At 29.0% G+C, this 16394-nt stretch carries 11 protein-coding genes; all 11 read left to right on the forward strand.

Annotated elements, in window-relative coordinates; genetic code table 11:
* Window positions 1-79 precede the first annotated feature (79 nt).
* The 11 genes from LQ598_RS11150 to LQ598_RS11200 all read left to right on the forward strand — a co-directional run bounded on the left by LQ598_RS11150 (window position 80) and on the right by LQ598_RS11200 (window position 16343).
* Window positions 80-1753: a CDP-glycerol glycerophosphotransferase family protein gene (locus LQ598_RS11150; RefSeq protein WP_239745513.1), complete on the forward strand. Its 1674-nt coding sequence runs from the start codon at window positions 80-82 to the stop codon at window positions 1751-1753.
* Window positions 1754-1767: 14 nt separating this feature from the next.
* On the forward strand, window positions 1768-2934 hold the full coding sequence (locus LQ598_RS11155) for a glycosyltransferase (RefSeq protein WP_239745514.1): 1167 nt from the start codon (window positions 1768-1770) through the stop codon (window positions 2932-2934).
* A 197-nt stretch (window positions 2935-3131) separates the two neighbouring features.
* The gene (locus LQ598_RS11160) at window positions 3132-5117 is read left to right on the forward strand and encodes an acyltransferase family protein (protein WP_107559490.1); all 1986 of its coding nucleotides are present in this window, start codon (window positions 3132-3134) and stop codon (window positions 5115-5117) included.
* A gap of 170 nt (window positions 5118-5287) precedes the next feature.
* Window positions 5288-6571 carry a nucleotide sugar dehydrogenase gene (locus LQ598_RS11165; RefSeq protein WP_192978030.1) on the forward strand — a complete coding sequence of 428 codons (1284 nt, stop codon included), beginning with the start codon at window positions 5288-5290 and terminating at the stop codon, window positions 6569-6571.
* 18 nt (window positions 6572-6589) lie between these two features.
* On the forward strand, window positions 6590-7534 hold the full coding sequence (locus tag LQ598_RS11170; protein ID WP_107592991.1) for a hypothetical protein: 945 nt from the start codon (window positions 6590-6592) through the stop codon (window positions 7532-7534).
* Window positions 7534-10164 carry a glycosyltransferase gene (locus LQ598_RS11175; RefSeq protein ID WP_107559552.1) on the forward strand — a complete coding sequence of 877 codons (2631 nt, stop codon included), beginning with the start codon at window positions 7534-7536 and terminating at the stop codon, window positions 10162-10164. Before LQ598_RS11170 ends, LQ598_RS11175 begins: the two co-directional genes overlap by 1 nt.
* Window positions 10165-10197: 33 nt before the next feature.
* The gene (locus LQ598_RS11180) at window positions 10198-12027 is read left to right on the forward strand and encodes a hypothetical protein (RefSeq protein ID WP_239745515.1); all 1830 of its coding nucleotides are present in this window, start codon (window positions 10198-10200) and stop codon (window positions 12025-12027) included.
* Window positions 12028-12056: 29 nt separating this feature from the next.
* Window positions 12057-12869, forward strand: a complete 813-nt coding sequence (locus tag LQ598_RS11185) for an ABC transporter permease (protein ID WP_239745516.1) — start codon at window positions 12057-12059, stop codon at window positions 12867-12869.
* A 12-nt stretch (window positions 12870-12881) separates the two neighbouring features.
* Window positions 12882-14099, forward strand: a complete 1218-nt coding sequence (locus LQ598_RS11190; RefSeq protein ID WP_107558990.1) for a glycosyltransferase family 4 protein — start codon at window positions 12882-12884, stop codon at window positions 14097-14099.
* 52 nt (window positions 14100-14151) lie between these two features.
* On the forward strand, window positions 14152-14994 hold the full coding sequence (locus LQ598_RS11195; RefSeq protein WP_371868269.1) for an ABC transporter ATP-binding protein: 843 nt from the start codon (window positions 14152-14154) through the stop codon (window positions 14992-14994).
* A gap of 23 nt (window positions 14995-15017) precedes the next feature.
* Window positions 15018-16343: a glycosyltransferase gene (locus LQ598_RS11200; protein ID WP_239745518.1), complete on the forward strand. Its 1326-nt coding sequence runs from the start codon at window positions 15018-15020 to the stop codon at window positions 16341-16343.
* The last annotated feature ends 51 nt before the right edge of the window (window positions 16344-16394 follow it).

A 16394-nucleotide genomic window follows, 5' to 3' on the forward strand; every position in this document is an offset into this window, starting at 1 on the left:
TACATTATTAATATAATGTAATATGTATAGTTAATGAAGTCAATTTATTGTATTAATTTAATGATATACGAGGTGTAAAATGATTAAAGTTATAGATTTTCATGAGCAATTGGATTTAAAAAGCTTTATAAATTCATATTGTCGTGAAGCGAGTCATATTATTTTAAAAGATAAAAATACTCAAGTTAGAGATGAAGCAGTAAATTATACAGAATTGGATGACCATTCTTTTATAGTTGACTATACGAACAATGGTTATTATACAAATGATAGTAGATATATGGGGAAGACATTTATAACAGTTAATGACTGGTTTAATAATATAACGCTTCAACCAAATATAATCTTTCGGAAAGAAGATTTAAAGTGGCTAATTTCAAACGTTGAATGGGAAAACATTTTCGATATTACATTAAATGCTTTGATTTATTTAGATGAAATTAAAATAGATTCACATGTTGTATTTAATTTTAATCATCAAAATAAACCTAGTGCACAGTGTTTGAAGTCTTTCAAAGGACAAAACATTGATTCAGAGTCGAAATTTTATATTAATAAATTGGCAATGTTAAGCTCTATAAATCCTGTGTTTGATACGAAAGAAATAAACTTACCATATAATGCAAGAACGATAGACAAGATTATGTTGAAAACAAAATTCAAATTACCAAAAAGTGCTTATCAAAATTTAAATAAGAAAGCTGTCCAAAAACAAATGCAATCTATCAATATTTATGAAAAAGATAAATCACAATTAAAGCCTCATATTGTATTTTTAGGTTTTGATTTTGGATATAGAGGTAATTCGAAATATTTGTTTGAATATATAACTGAGCAACATTCTAAATACACAGTGTACTTCGTTACTAAGGATAAAAAAGGTGATCATTTTATTTCACCAGATCATGCTTCTATAAATGACGTGATAGAAAAAGCTAGCGTCGTGATACTAGAAAGTTATTTACCAGATCATATTAAACCTAATGGTACGATTATACAATTATGGCATGGTACACCATTGAAACGATTATTCTTAGATAGTAAAGAACCGAAACAGAATAATGATATTTATAATTATAGAGCACGTAAATACAATAAGTTGATTAAGCAAGATTATTTTATTACAGATGTGGCATCAATCAATTATGTGTTTGAATCAGCTTTTCCAATGCATGAAACTAAGATAGTGTCATGTGGATATCCTAGAAATCAATATTTATTAGAATATCAAACTAATTCGAATGAAGTAGATCGTATAAAGCAACTGTTAAACTTAGATAAGGATAAAGAAACGATTTTATATACACCTACATGGAGAGATAATAAAGAAAATGATTTTTTACTAGTATTTCCTGAAGAAATAAAGTTTAAATATAATATCATATACAAATATCATGAAGAAGATCAATCGAATAAATATAAAAATGATATCGATATTAACCAATTTGAAACTCAGCAGCTTATATTAGCATCTGACATTGTCATTAGTGATTATTCTTCTATTATTTTTGATGCATTAACGATTGATAAAAAGGTATACTTATATACACCTGACTTTAAAGATTATGATTATCATCGCGGTCTTTATAAACATGTATATGAATCAATTAACCAGAATCAATATTTTGAAAAAGCGCTTTTATTCAAAGCTATAATGGATAATCAATATAATATGATTAATGATAAATATATCAACAAAAATAATGATTCATACGAAGCTATCACTCAATTGATAGAAGATGCTATGATCTGAAATAGGGGATTGTTATGAAGTCTTTTACATTTTTAGTTCACAATATATATCATATGGGCGGTACAACGAAATCAATTTCAAATTTGGCGAACATATTAAGTGAAAAAGGTCATCCTGTAAAAATTATTTCAGTTTTTAAAGCGAGACAAAAACCATACTTTGACTTGAATGAAAAAATTGAAATAACATCGATAATTGAATATAACAAAACGTTTAAAGGATTAACTAATATATTGATGAATAGAATCAATAAATATACGCCTATGCTTAAACTGAAAATCATTCATCCATCTGAACCAGGATTACATCAATTTTCAAGCTATATAGAAAAACAAATTGTTCGAGAGATAAATAATGTTGATACAGAAATTATTGTAGGTACTCGTGCAAGTTATAATTTACTCATTGCTGAATATGCACCTAATGATGTTTTTAAAATTGGTATGGAACATATGTATTTGCATGCCCATGATGAACAATATCAAAAAGATATTTTGCGCACTTATAATAAGCTAGACTTAGTTACAACATTAACAAACGAAGATCAGCAAGATTATCAACAAGGTTTGTCTCATACAAAAGTTATAATCGTGCCAAATATACTTAATGAAATTAAATATGATGTTGAAAAGCACAATGTTATTGTGGCGGCTGGACGTTTTGAACAAGAAAAAGGATTTGATTTGTTAATTGAAAGTATTAACTATATACAAGAAACAATGAGGGAAAATCAATATCATGTAGAATTATATGGGGATGGACAAGAAAAAGAAAACTATATCCAAATGATTCAACAATATGGCATTAGCGATCTCATCGAATTAAAACCAACCACAAATCAACTTTCTAAAATACTAGCCAAAAGTAAAATCACTGCAGTTCCTTCAAAAGTTGAAGGATTTGGTTTAGTCATTTTAGAAGCAATGTACCAAAGCAATATTGTCGTAAGTTATAAAGGGTGTTATGGTCCAGAATATTTAATAGAAAATGAACGCAATGGCTATTTAATTGAACAACAAAATGTAAAATATTATGGCAATCAATTGGCATATATAATGGAAAATTATAATACTGATGAAATACAAAAAATGATTGAACAAGCTCAAATAAGAAGTATGCAATTTGATGGTGAAGCTATATATCATCAATTCATTGAAAATATTAATCAGTATATTCAATAGGAATATACTTTAGACTGTCGACAAATTTTCATATTTTGTTGGCAGTTTTCTTTATATTATAGGAATCCTTAACAATTCAATTGTTAGGGATTCTTTAATTGAGTATTAAGATATTGTAAATATCATATATTTATCTTTCTAATAAATATTTAGATAGATATACTAAAATCTGTATTATATTAAAAGGAGTTTTTCATATGCAGACAAAGACAATCAATATAGAAAGAAAATTCAGACCAGAGATTGAAGGTTTAAGGGTCGTTGCTGCACTGTTAGTAGCAATTTATCATATATGGTTTGGGAAAGTATCGGGAGGGGTCGATGTATTCTTCGTAGTCTCAGGCTTTCTCATAACGACATCAATCATTTCCAAATATAATAAGGAAGGCTCTTTTAAATTCTTACCTTATATTAAAGGTTTAATAAAACGATTGTTTCCTTCAGTTATAACGGTGTTGCTCACGACGGTTGTATTGAGCTTTTTCTTATTACCACAATCCATATTAGGTAAAACGATAAAAGAAGTGATAGCATCATTGTTTTATTATCAAAATTGGCAATTAGCTTTATCGAGCACTGATTACTTAAATAAAGATCAAATGAAAACACCCGTAGAACATTTCTGGGCAATGTCTATACAAGGACAGTTTTATATCATTTGGTTCTTATTATTTAGTTTAATATTTGTCATATTTAAAAAGAAACAAAATTTAAAAATTATTAATGTCATGAATTTATTTTTAGGTACTTTATTTATTGTATCTTTGATCTATTCCATATATTTAACACAAGTAAATCAACCATGGGCATATTTCCATACATTTACAAGAGTTTGGGAATTTTCTTTAGGCGGATTGTTAGCAATTAATTTATCGAAAATTAAAATAACGAGTTTAATGGCTAGTATTATAGGTTGGCTTGGACTCATTGGCTTAATTTTAACGGGCATTATTTTCAACGTATCAACAATGTTCCCTGGATACATAGCATTATGGCCAATGCTGTGTGCAGTATTTATTCTCGTATCAGGAAATCATGAAACTAAGTTTGGTGTTAAGAAATTTTTAGGATCATCATTTATGGTTAAATTTGGTGGGTTATCCTTTGGATTATACTTGTGGCATTGGGTTATCCTTTCATTTTATCAATATCACAACAATGAAAGACCTGGACTAGTAATAGGTGTTGGTATGATATTATTATCATGGTTATTATCATATTTAATGACTAAATATATCGAAAAACCGATACGAACTGCATCTTCTGATAAAATATCATTTAAAAAGTTAGGTATAGGATTAGCTATTAATTTATTTGCAGTAATGGCATTATATTTCATAGTGTTTAATAATCCGTTAGAGAAAGAAAAAGTTGCGCTTAGTAATGATTACCCAGGTGCAATGGCTGCAGAAAAACAACTCAACGTAAAAGATGATGTGGACGTCATACCAGAATTTTCGGAAATTAGAAATGAATCACCAGACTCATCTAAAGACAAAGTTCACCAAAAAATTGGAGAATCAAAAGTTTTAGTGGGGGAATATGGCAAAAAAGAAAATTATGATAAGACGATAGCATTAGTTGGTAGTTCTCATGCACAACATTGGCTTGGCGCTTTACAAACAGCTGCAAAAGAAGGCAATTATAGAGTGTTAAATATGACTAAGAGTGGTTGTGTACTCACAACGCAAGATAGTGATAAAGATTGTGAAGATTGGAATAAAAACTTAATCAAAGAAATTGAAAAACAAGATATAGATTTAGTTGTTACGACAGCGGATTCCAGTACAGATGTAAAAGGAAAAGTAGATCCATTACAGATTAAACAATTTGATAACATAACAGCAACAAAAACACCGATAATGGCGATAAGAGATAATCCACGTTATGAATTTAATGTTCCAGAGACATTAGACAAATTCGGTGAAGAAGAAACAATCAAAAAAATGAATGCAAAACAACGATTACCTAAAGTATCTAAATGGAATAAACTTGAAGAAAAGCCTACAAACACAAAATATATAGACTATACACCATACTTTAAAGAAAATGGTAAGTTTGTACCGATTATAGGAAATGTTATTGTTTATATGGATAAGGGGCATATCTCAAATAGCTATTCGAAAACATTTGGACCTAAATTAAAAGAAGATATTGAAAAATACTTTAAAGAACTCAATTAACTTTGAGTTCTTTTTTATTTATTGATTAATTGTAAACATTGATAAAAGAATGTAAACCCTTCCTTAAGTATCTGTTAATCAACTGTATATTGCTTTAATAATAGTTACAATATATTTAACATTACAAAAGTAATAGCTTAACAATTTAATTATAAAAGGATGGATATAATATGAAATTAACTACTATTGGTTTAGGATACATTGGATTACCAACCTCAATTATGTTTGCGAAACATGGTGTAGACGTTGTAGGTGTAGATATAAATAAAGAAGCAGTAGATAAATTAAATAATGGTCAAATTCATATTGAAGAGCCAGGTTTACAAGAAGCATATGAGGAAGTACTATCTCAAAATAAATTTAAAGCAAGTTTATCACCTGAAAAAGCTGATGCATTTATTATTGCAGTACCAACTCCAAATAATGATGATCAATATGAATCATGTGATATTTCATTAGTTATGGGTGCAGTAGAATCTATCGTTCCATTTTTAGAAAAAGGAAATACTGTAATTGTTGAATCGACAATTGCACCAAGAACTACAGATGATCATGTTAAACCATATCTTGAGAGCCAAGGTTTTGAAATTGGGAAAGATATATTCTTAGTACATTGTCCTGAAAGAGTGTTGCCAGGAAAAATATTACATGAACTGATTCATAATAATAGAATTATTGGTGGTATTACTCCGGCATGTGTCGAAGCTGGTAAAGAAGTTTATGGCACATTTGTTCAAGGCGAAATGATTGAAACAAACGCTAAGACAGCTGAAATGAGTAAGCTTATGGAAAATACTTATCGAGATTTAAATATAGCACTAGCGAATGAATTAGCTATGGTATGTAATCAATTAGATATCAATGTACTAGAAGTGATTAAAATGGCGAATAAACATCCTCGTGTAAACATTCATTTACCAGGCCCAGGTGTTGGTGGTCATTGTCTAGCAGTTGATCCATACTTTATTATTGCAAAAGCGCCAGAGACTACGACATTAATTCAAGAAGGCAGACGTATTAATCGCTCAATGCCTCAATATGTTATTGAAGAATCTAAAAAAATATTAGAAACATTAAATGGCAATAAAATAGTCGTATTTGGTTTAACTTACAAAGGAGATGTAGATGATGTAAGAGAGTCACCTGCATTCGATATTTATAATGATTTGAGAAAAGAAGAAAATCTGATTATTGAAGCTTATGATCCACACGTTGAATTAGGTTTTGTTGAAAAAGATGTTAAGAAAGCAGTTAAAGATGCCTCACTTGTCTTAATATTAAGCGACCATTCAGAATTTAAAACGTTAGTTGATCAAGACTTTGATGGCATGAAAGATAAAATTATATTTGATACTAAAAATGTTGTTCAAACTAAATTTGAACAAGTTAAGTATTATAACTACGGTAATTTATATACATTCGGAAAAGAAGTAGCGTATTCATTTAATAAGTAAAGATTGAGGGGTCTTCGTATGATTGACGTAAAAAATCCATTTATTCAAAGCGGATTAAGCTTTCAAATTATTTTAATAGAACCAGAAAATCAAGAGATTTGTGATGTGGATAATGATGAAATTACAGTAGGACACGCTTCTGATTATTTAAACAAAGCTTTAAAAGTTATTTCAGTTAAAGAAATTGAAAGCGAACTTTACGGTCTGATTGTGAGAGGTTCGAATATTATTGGATGGACTAAATTAAATAACTCTATCAAATTAATTTCAAAACCTATCGATACAATAAGAGTAGATTTAACAAACTTTACAACGCCACAAATAAATAGAGCGTTAGGTTTTAAAGTAGACTATAACTTGTTATTCCAAGAAAAAAACTTTTCATCTAGAGCTTTATATTTATATGAGGGTGAAATTTTAGAAGCCATATTTAATAAAGGTACATTTACTGGATTTGTGCACACAAAAGATATTGATAGAGCTGTCATGGTAAACACTAAAGCAGCTATAGAAGATTCTACTATTTTTTATCAAGACAGTGCGAAGAATAAAACGATTGAACTTTCTTTAGATGAAGAACAGTTCGATTTTAATAACGTGAGTATCGATATGGTATTTTTAAAAGCGCGTTCAGCAAGAGTCATCATCAAAAAGAAAAAATATTGGATAAATTTTTCTGATTTAATGGATAGTCAATTTATTGATGCTTTAGAAAGCAGTAGTTATGAGGATTATAATGAGTTAGAACTGGAACAATTAGATATGATTACTAACTTTCAAGAGGAAAGAAAAGAATCTAAATCCGCTATTGTGCGTTTAATAAATGAGAATATTACATTACAAAAAAGTAATAAAAAAGAAGATAAATTGCAGTATGAAAGATTATATCATAATTTGAGAAATTCTAAATTAGGAAAAATCCAAACAAAATACTGGGGTTGGAGAAATAGGAGGAAATCGTAATGTCTTCAAATAAACCAACAAAGCTTGAAAACAACAATGCACTTCAAACAACGAAAGAAGAATTAGTTAACTTTGATGATAAAACTAAAGTTGAACAACTAGAAGAAGTGTTGGATATTGTGGAACAAGATTATATGTATGGATTATACAAATTGAAAAAAGTGAAAGATTATACGAATCATCATAACTATTATAAAAAAGTTGCTGATGAATCGAAATTAGATTTCCTTGATAATCATCAACAACACATCTCGAAATTAAACGATTCTAATGAATCGAGATCATTTGTGAAAAACAAATATAAAGTTGGATTAATCGCTGATGAATTTTTATATAACTCGTTTAAAGATATAGGTAATATCGTGTATATAGATAGTGAATTCACTTCGCTCAGTAACGATATGGATGTATTAATTGTTGCAACTGCTTGGAGAGGCATAGATGGCAGTTGGACAGGTCTAGCATCTGTTAATAGTGAGAAGAGAAGAATGCTAATAGAAGGTATTCAAAAGGCTAAAAAGCTAAATATTCCAATTGTATTTTATTCAAAAGAAGATCCGGTTAATTTCCATTTATACAAAGATATTGCAACGGAATGTGATATTATTTTAACTTCTGCTGAAGAGGTTGTAGATGATTACAAAGCATATTGTCAAAATGACAACGTTCATGTCCTTCAGTTTGGTATTAATCCTCATTATCATAATCCGGTTGGTTCTAGAAGCCAATATAATAAATCGTTTAAAAATGATGTTATATTTGCAGGAAGTTGGACTGAAAAATATCCAGTCAGAAACCAAGAATCAGCAAGGATTTTTGATGAGTTAATTAATAATGAAAATGATTTAACGATAATTGATAGAAATTTACCGTTAAGAAGATCCCGTTATCAGTTTCCAATGAAATATATTCCATTTTTAACAATGCCAATTGATCATAATGAGCTAATGAGATTACATAAAGTATATCGATGGGCAGTAAATGTAAATTCAGTTAAATATTCAGAAACAATGTTTGCTAACAGAATTTTTGAATTACAAGCTTTTGGTAATTTAATATTATCTAATTATTCAGTAGGTGTTAATAATCAATTTCCTAACGTATTCATGATTAATCATAAAAGTGATGTCGCTCCAATTATGAATCAATATAAAGAATATGAAATTGAAGATATGCAGGCGAAGAGCATTAGAAGTGTCATGAGAGACAGCACAACTTATCATAGATTAGATGAAGTCTTGGCGCATATAGATATTAAACCAACTCAACAAGAACAAAAAGTATTAGTCATTGTAGATCAATTAACAGATAAAATGAATGATATATTGAATCGCCAACTATACGTACAGTTTGATGTTATTGAAGATAAACAAAAAGTAGATGACATAAGCCAATATGAATTCGTTACTTTCATGAAAGATTCTATTGAATATGAAGAATACTATTTAGAAGATTTATTATCCGCTTTTAAATATGTTGATGTCGATTTTGTTACTAAAGATCAACAACACGAGGCGCACCAATATATCGAGGAAGCAAAAGATAAATATTTAACTATGTATCATAAAAATATTGTAGATGAAAATTTAAATGTATCTCATTCAAATAATGGATACAATTTAGATCAATCCGAAATTTACCAAGATAATTTATATGGTCAAAATCATCAAAAGAAAAAATTAAGTGTTATCATTCCTATTCATAATAATGGGACATACTTAGAAGACAAATGTATGCGTAGTTTAAGAAGGTCATCAATTTTTGATGAAATGGAAATTATTTTTGTTAATGATGGCAGTACGGATTCAGAAACAATTTCTATTATTAACAGATTGAGAAGAAGGTTCCCGGATATTGTGTATTACGCTTATGATCAAGGATCAGGCAGTGCATCAAGACCAAGAAATAAAGGGGCGGAACTTGCAACGACTGAATATATGACTTATCTTGATCCTGACAATGAAGCTACAGGTGATGGTTATGCAACATTATTAGAAGAAATTGAGACGAATAAAGATGTAGATATGGTTGTCGGAAATATTATTAAAGAAGACAACAAGCGTAGAGCGTTGTTTAATTATGCTGGAACAGTAATGAAATATAATGATGGAAATTTATTAATTGAAGATCCAAAGAAATACATGAAAAAATGTGGATTACGTGCACAAAGTATTCAAGCTTTAGTGATTAAATCGAATATTATTAAAGATAATGAAATACAAATGATTGAAGGTGCAGCAGGTCAGGATACGCTATTCTTCCAAGAATTGATGATTAATTCTAAAAAAGTAAAAGCAGTTACGGATGTCATTCACATGTATTATGCAGCAGTGTCAGGTTCTGTAACGAATTCAATTTCTAAAAAATTATTTGATAAGTATTATGCATTAGAAATTGAAAGAATTCCATTTTATGAAAAACATGGACTGCTTAATTCATATTTAGAACATAGATTTAACTTCTATGTGAAAGGTTGGTATTTACCAAGACTTGAGAAAGTTAAGGCTGATGAAAGAAAAGAAGCGGTTGAAAGATTTTTAGAAATTTATAGTTTATATGATCAATATAAACGTCCAGATGATCACGATTTAATTCAATATATTGAAAATCTGAAAAAAGAAGTTCAGTAAACGATTCGTGTATGAAAATAAGGGGGGAATATGATGAATCATGTACTAACAAAGTTTCATAAAGCATATATGGTGTATCCCAATCAATTCTCGGTTAACCATGAATACTATCAAAAAAATGTAGAATTCCATGATTATAAAGTATATTTTTCTGATGACTTAGATGATTACCAAGATTCGATGAGTGGAGCAAAAGTTGTGATGTTTGGTCATTTAGTTCACACTAAAAATAGTGAATTGAATTATGATGAAATATTCTCTCAATTATTATCACACGAAATAGATTCATATGAATTTCTAGAAGAGATGAGTTTTTATAATGGTAGATATGCATTGTTTTTAGAATGCGATGAACAATTATACATTTATAATGATGCAACATCATTTTTATCACTGTATTATCACGCTGACTTGCCTGTATATGCTAGTCATTCAGAGCTATTAAAACAATTGATTGAACAGCTTTATAACATTGATTGTGAACAAATTGCTTATAAATCAAATGGCTTTTTAGACTATAGTAAATACAAAAACATTTATAAATTTAATGCAAATACAAGGTTGAACATGACGCAGCAAAAAATTAAAAGAATTTATCCGATTAAATCTTATGAAGAAAAATCGGCTGAAGATGTATACAGTTTAATAGACAATGAGATAAAAGAATCGGTTAAATATTTATTTGGGCTAGATAAGAAGGTATTGTGCTCTGTCACTGCTGGTCATGACTCAAAAGTATCATTGTCTTATATTAAAGATCATACGGATAGGGTCAATTTTTTCACTTATACGAAAAATATAGAAGAATTAGAAAATAATGCAGTAGCTCAAATATATCGTATAGATGAATTAATAGCACAAAAGCTTGCATCTAATTTAAATTTAAACCATACATTATTTAATATGGACAACTTACCGATAAAACCTAAGTTAAATGAAGATTATGATTTATATGAAACGAGCCACAGTATAAAACTTATTAATTACTATAGTGAAAATAATGACTTTAAAAATGTCATACATTTAAAATCGACAATTTTTGAATTGGCTAAAGGTATTATTCCAAAAAACATTCAAAATCGAGATTCTTTTTTCCCTTATAAGAGTGCTATAAAAAAATGGGCAAAAGATTTTCCGATTGATGATGAGCTGGTGACGAAATATTTGTCGGACTTCATCGTTAGAAACGATTTGGATAAAACAATACAATCTGGTTATCATCCATTTGAAATTTTATATTACGAATCAAGAATGAATGGATGGCACAGTGGCATCATTCAAGAAAGTGACGGTTATTTAGATGTATTTAGTTTAATAAACACAAGGCATATTCTGTTTGAATTACTTAATATAAATGACTCAGATAAACAAGATCAACAGCTACATAAATTAATTGTTCAAAACAATTGGCCAATCTTAAATTATTTTCAAGTAAACAATAGTGACACTTTAGAAGATAAAGTGATTCATTTAAAAGAACAATTAGATGAGCGGATAAGTAACTTAGAAAATATTGTAATAGAAAGTAAGGATTTTTATCAATATATTAAATTAAATGAAACTAGGTTCAGGGCACTTTCAAATGAATTTAGTAAAGTTGATAAAAAACAGCTAGTATTAACAAATAAATCAAATAACATTCGAAAAATTGAAATTAAAACTTTTTATAACAATACAAATGGTAGAGGCATAATCTACTTTGATGTAGAAAATGATACGATCGATTTAGTAGATTTAAGCTTAAATGGATATGATTTAACGTTCAGTCCTCAAGAGACAAAAATAATTTCAGTATATGCAAGTAAAAATTTTGAAAAGTCATCGTGGATCAATGCTTCAGAATTTGAAATTATAGAAAAATAAAAAATCAAAATCAAGTAGGTCGTTATAATATGAAGATAGTTACTGAAATCTTTAAAGAACAATTTAATAATTTACCTAAAATTTTCAAACTTGCAATTTATAATATGAAAAGTCAATACGCCAATCATTATCTTGGCGTGTTTTGGAATATATTACAACCGATTTTACAAGTGACCGTTTATTATCTTGTGTTTGGTTTAGGTTTAAGAGGAGATGCTCATGCACAAGTAGTGGGTGTACCATTTTTAGTACATTTAATATCAGGTCTCTTCCCTTGGTTATTTATTTCACAAGGAATTAATACTGGTGCAGCTGCCATACAAGGTAATGTGGGGCTTTTATCGAAGATGAGGTTTCCATCCTCAATATTTATCTCGATAGCATTAACGAACAATATGATTAATCTGATGATTACTTCATCAATACTATTTGTCATTTCACTTGTTAATGGTTATGTACCATGGTGGCACTATTTCTGGTTCATTTACTTTTTAATTGCATCTTATGCGATTATTTTCGGTATATCACTCATAATGAGTACTTTAATAATTGTCATTAGAGATACTAAAAATTTACTTCAAAATGTTATAAGAATGTTATTCTTTATGACACCTATTTTTTGGGCCATGGAAGAGGCGCATGGTATTTTGCAAAAATTAGCGAGCTTAAATCCATTTGCTTATTTAGTAGGTGTATATAGAACAGCATTTGTTCATGGAAATGTATCAATATATGGACAATGGCATGATCATTTATACTTTTGGTTAATTACAATTATATTATTGTTAATTGGTTCATTGATTCATTCAAGATTCAAAAGGAAATTACTAGACTACTTATAGGGTGTTCATAATATGACTAAGAAATTATTAATGATTTCACAAAACTTTTATCCAGAACTCGGATCTGCAGCAAACAGAATGAAAATGATGTTTAAAGCTTTTAAACTGAAAGGCTCAGATCCGACAATGTTAACAACTGAACCAACATACCCGAACCAAAACTTATTTGATGATGATACATATTTTACTGATCATTCTTTAAATGAGTTAGAAAAAAGTAAAATTATACGCATGAAAATGCATGGAAATAAACAAAATAGTAATTTTGTAATGAGATTAGTTTACTATATGGAACAATATATAAGATTAAAAGTGTTTCTTAAAATGCATAAGGAAGATTATGATATTGTATATGTTTCAAGTCCAAATATATTTCTTGCTTGGGCAACACTTTTTTTCAAACAAGCAAAGCGCCCGACATACGTGTTAGAAATTAGAGATTTATGGCCAGACAGTGTAAATGGATTGAAACATATTAACATTAGTTTATTTATGCCACTTTTAAAATTTTTAGAAAAGAAAATGTATAATTCTGCCGATAAAATTGTCATAAACAACGAAGCATTTAGAGCACATATTCAAAATAGATTAGAAAATAAAACGCCCATTTTTTACTTGCCTAATGGGATTTCAAAAAGTGAATTAGTTATTGAAGAAAAATGTGATGATTTTAGCGTAATATATACAGGAAATATAGGATATGCACAAGATGTCGATAAATTAATATCCATATGTAAAGCTTTGAATGACAAACAAATATATGTAACAGCAATCGTATATGGCGTACAAGCTGCTAAATTTAGACAAGCTGTAAAAGATTGTGCATATATTCAAATAAGAAAGCCAATGGATCGTATAGACTGTTTAACTGAAATAGCTAAACACCACGTATCACTTTCAATATTGGAATCTTCAGATGTTTTTATGAATGTGATGCCTGGTAAAATTATAGATTCTATAGGTGTAGGAACACCGCCAATATCCAATATAAGCGGTCCTACTGAAGCTATTATTCAAAAATACGATTTAGGGTTTGCTCGAAAACAAGCTTCAATTACAACAATTGTTAATGAGATAGAGACTTTAAAAAATGATAAACAATCTTTATTGAATAAAGAAAATAATGCAAAGAAATATCGAGATGAACATTTAATTTGGGAAGATAATATTGAAAAGCTAATTACGTTTTTAAGAAAAGGTGATGAAGATGACAAAAACATACAAAATTAAATGTGAAAATGTCTCGAAAGTTTATGACTTGAATGTAAATAAAAAAGATAAATTGTTATCGTTATTTACTTTTGGCTTAAGTTATAAATCAAAGCCTTATTATGCTTTACACGATATAACGTTTGAAGTAGAAGAAGGTACTTCAGTAGGTATTATTGGATTAAATGGTTCTGGAAAGTCGACGCTGTCTAATATTTTAGGTGGAGTGATTGAGCCTTCATCTGGTAATGTATATACTAACGGAAAACCATCTTTAATTGCTATCGGCGCTGGATTGAACCCTGATTTTACAGGTGAGGAAAACATTCATTATAAATGTCTAATGCACGGTATGCCCCAAAAAGAAATCAATGAAAAATTTAATGATATCGTGCAATTTAGTGAGTTAGATGAATTTATATATCAACCTTTAAAATCTTATTCTAGTGGTATGAAATCTAGATTAGGGTTTGCTATAGCAATTCATACAGATCCAGATATCTTAATAGTAGATGAAGCTTTATCAGTAGGAGACGAAACTTTTTCAAACAAATGTATCGATAAAATGCATGAACTGCAAGAACAAGGCAAAACGATATTTTTTGTATCTCATTCTGCTGGTCAAATTAAAAAAATGTGTAAAAAAGCGATTTGGATACATTATGGGGAAATGGTTGCTTACGGTGAAGTGAATGAAATTATTGAAAGATATGTTCAATTAATTCAGAAAGTCAAAAAGAAATCTAAAAACGAACAATTAGATTATAAACGAATTAAAATTCAACAACAACGTGAAAAAGTAGTGGATGATTCAATTATTCATAAAGAGAAAAGGCCAACTGGCTTATTGGCAATGATTGGTTTAATGAGTGTAGCATGGTTATATATACTATTGTTCCAAGTAGGTATACTATAAATCATATAGAATGAGGTTGGAAAATGAAAAAAGTCACAATGTTTGTATGGAATCATTTCACAAATGATGCAAGAGTTAATAGAGAATGTACAACTTTAGCTGAACGTGGTTATGAAGTAGATTTAATAGCAATTGATGATCCTAAGAATCCAGTAATCTCTGCCTATGAAGAAATTTCAAAATCATTTAGAGTACATAGAGTTAAAAGGTATCCTTGGATGTTGCAAGCTTATCAAGATCACGGAAAGAAATTTTCACTAGTAGTAGCTGGCGTTCAAGTAGCAATTATCCCAAGTTTATTTTTTATTAGTTTTACTTTAATGGCTGCATATTTCATGTCGCTCGTTCTTGCAGCTGGAATGATAAAAATTAAAAAAATGAGAAAATGGTTTATCAACGGTGCGATTATTACTCGAATGATTGTCAAAGGCTATATACAAAATGCTGATATTTATCATGCAAATGATTTAAATACATTACCACAAGCAATTGTTTGTTCGAAATTACGATTAAAACCTAAACCACTTATATATGATAGTCATGAAGTACAATCTGATAGAACAGGTTATAATAAAGAACGCATCAAAAGAATCGAATCATTTATGTTAAAATTTGTTGATCAAATGATTGTAGAAAATCATACAAGAGCATCATATAACGAAGAAATTTATGGTTTTTATCCTAAAACGCTGTATAACTACTCTGAAAAATATGATATACACACTAAACCGAAAATTAATTTACATCATAAAATCGGTATAAATGAAGATGAAAAAATATTGTTATATCAAGGTGGACTACAACAAGGTAGAGGACTGGAATTAGTGATTAAAGCAATGGATGATATTGAAGAAGGACACTTATTATTTATAGGTGGCGGAAAATTAACACAAGAATTAAAAAACCTTAGCAAAAATTCTTCCGAAGCTCATAGAATACACTTTTTAGATAAAGTGCCATTTCAAGAATTACCGTCCTATACAAGAGAAGCTTATTTAGGCTTTCAAGTATTGCAAAATATATGTTTCAATCATTATTCCGCCAGTTCAAATAAATTATTTGAATATATGATGGCACATGTTCCTGTAATAAGTTGTGACTTTCCAGAAATTAAAAAAGTTGTAAATGAAACAAAAACAGGAGTAGTAGTTGATCCTCACAATGCAGCTGACATTGCACGAGCAGTTAATAAGTTGGTAAAAGATGAGGCATTGAGAAATAGTTTGAGTGAGAATACTAAGCATGCTAAAGAAATATATAATTGGAATAATGAAAAAGCAAAGCTAATTGATATTTATGACGAATTTGCCCCTTTAACGAGTAAAGCCATTCAACTAAATGTTAATTAATTTAAACTGTCTACAAAACTCTATGCTTGTAGACAGTTTTTATTTAGTTAA

Source organism: Mammaliicoccus sp. F-M27, assembly GCF_022387115.1.
Taxonomy (GTDB): Bacteria; Bacillota; Bacilli; order Staphylococcales; family Staphylococcaceae; genus Mammaliicoccus; species Mammaliicoccus vitulinus.

Excerpts from the sequence above, each read along its gene's own strand:
- LQ598_RS11170 (WP_107592991.1), top strand. The coding sequence starts at position 6,590 with ATGATTGACGTAAAAAATCCATTTATTCAAAGCGGATTAAGCTTTCAA.
- LQ598_RS11165 (WP_192978030.1), top strand. The coding sequence starts at position 5,288 with ATGAAATTAACTACTATTGGTTTAGGATACATTGGATTACCAACCTCA.
- LQ598_RS11190 (WP_107558990.1), top strand. The coding sequence starts at position 12,882 with ATGACTAAGAAATTATTAATGATTTCACAAAACTTTTATCCAGAACTC.
- LQ598_RS11160 (WP_107559490.1), top strand. The coding sequence starts at position 3,132 with ATGCAGACAAAGACAATCAATATAGAAAGAAAATTCAGACCAGAGATT.
- LQ598_RS11180 (WP_239745515.1), top strand. The coding sequence starts at position 10,198 with ATGAATCATGTACTAACAAAGTTTCATAAAGCATATATGGTGTATCCC.
- LQ598_RS11155 (WP_239745514.1), top strand. The coding sequence starts at position 1,768 with ATGAAGTCTTTTACATTTTTAGTTCACAATATATATCATATGGGCGGT.
- LQ598_RS11200 (WP_239745518.1), top strand. The coding sequence starts at position 15,018 with ATGAAAAAAGTCACAATGTTTGTATGGAATCATTTCACAAATGATGCA.
- LQ598_RS11185 (WP_239745516.1), top strand. The coding sequence starts at position 12,057 with ATGAAGATAGTTACTGAAATCTTTAAAGAACAATTTAATAATTTACCT.
- LQ598_RS11150 (WP_239745513.1), top strand. The coding sequence starts at position 80 with ATGATTAAAGTTATAGATTTTCATGAGCAATTGGATTTAAAAAGCTTT.
- LQ598_RS11175 (WP_107559552.1), top strand. The coding sequence starts at position 7,534 with ATGTCTTCAAATAAACCAACAAAGCTTGAAAACAACAATGCACTTCAA.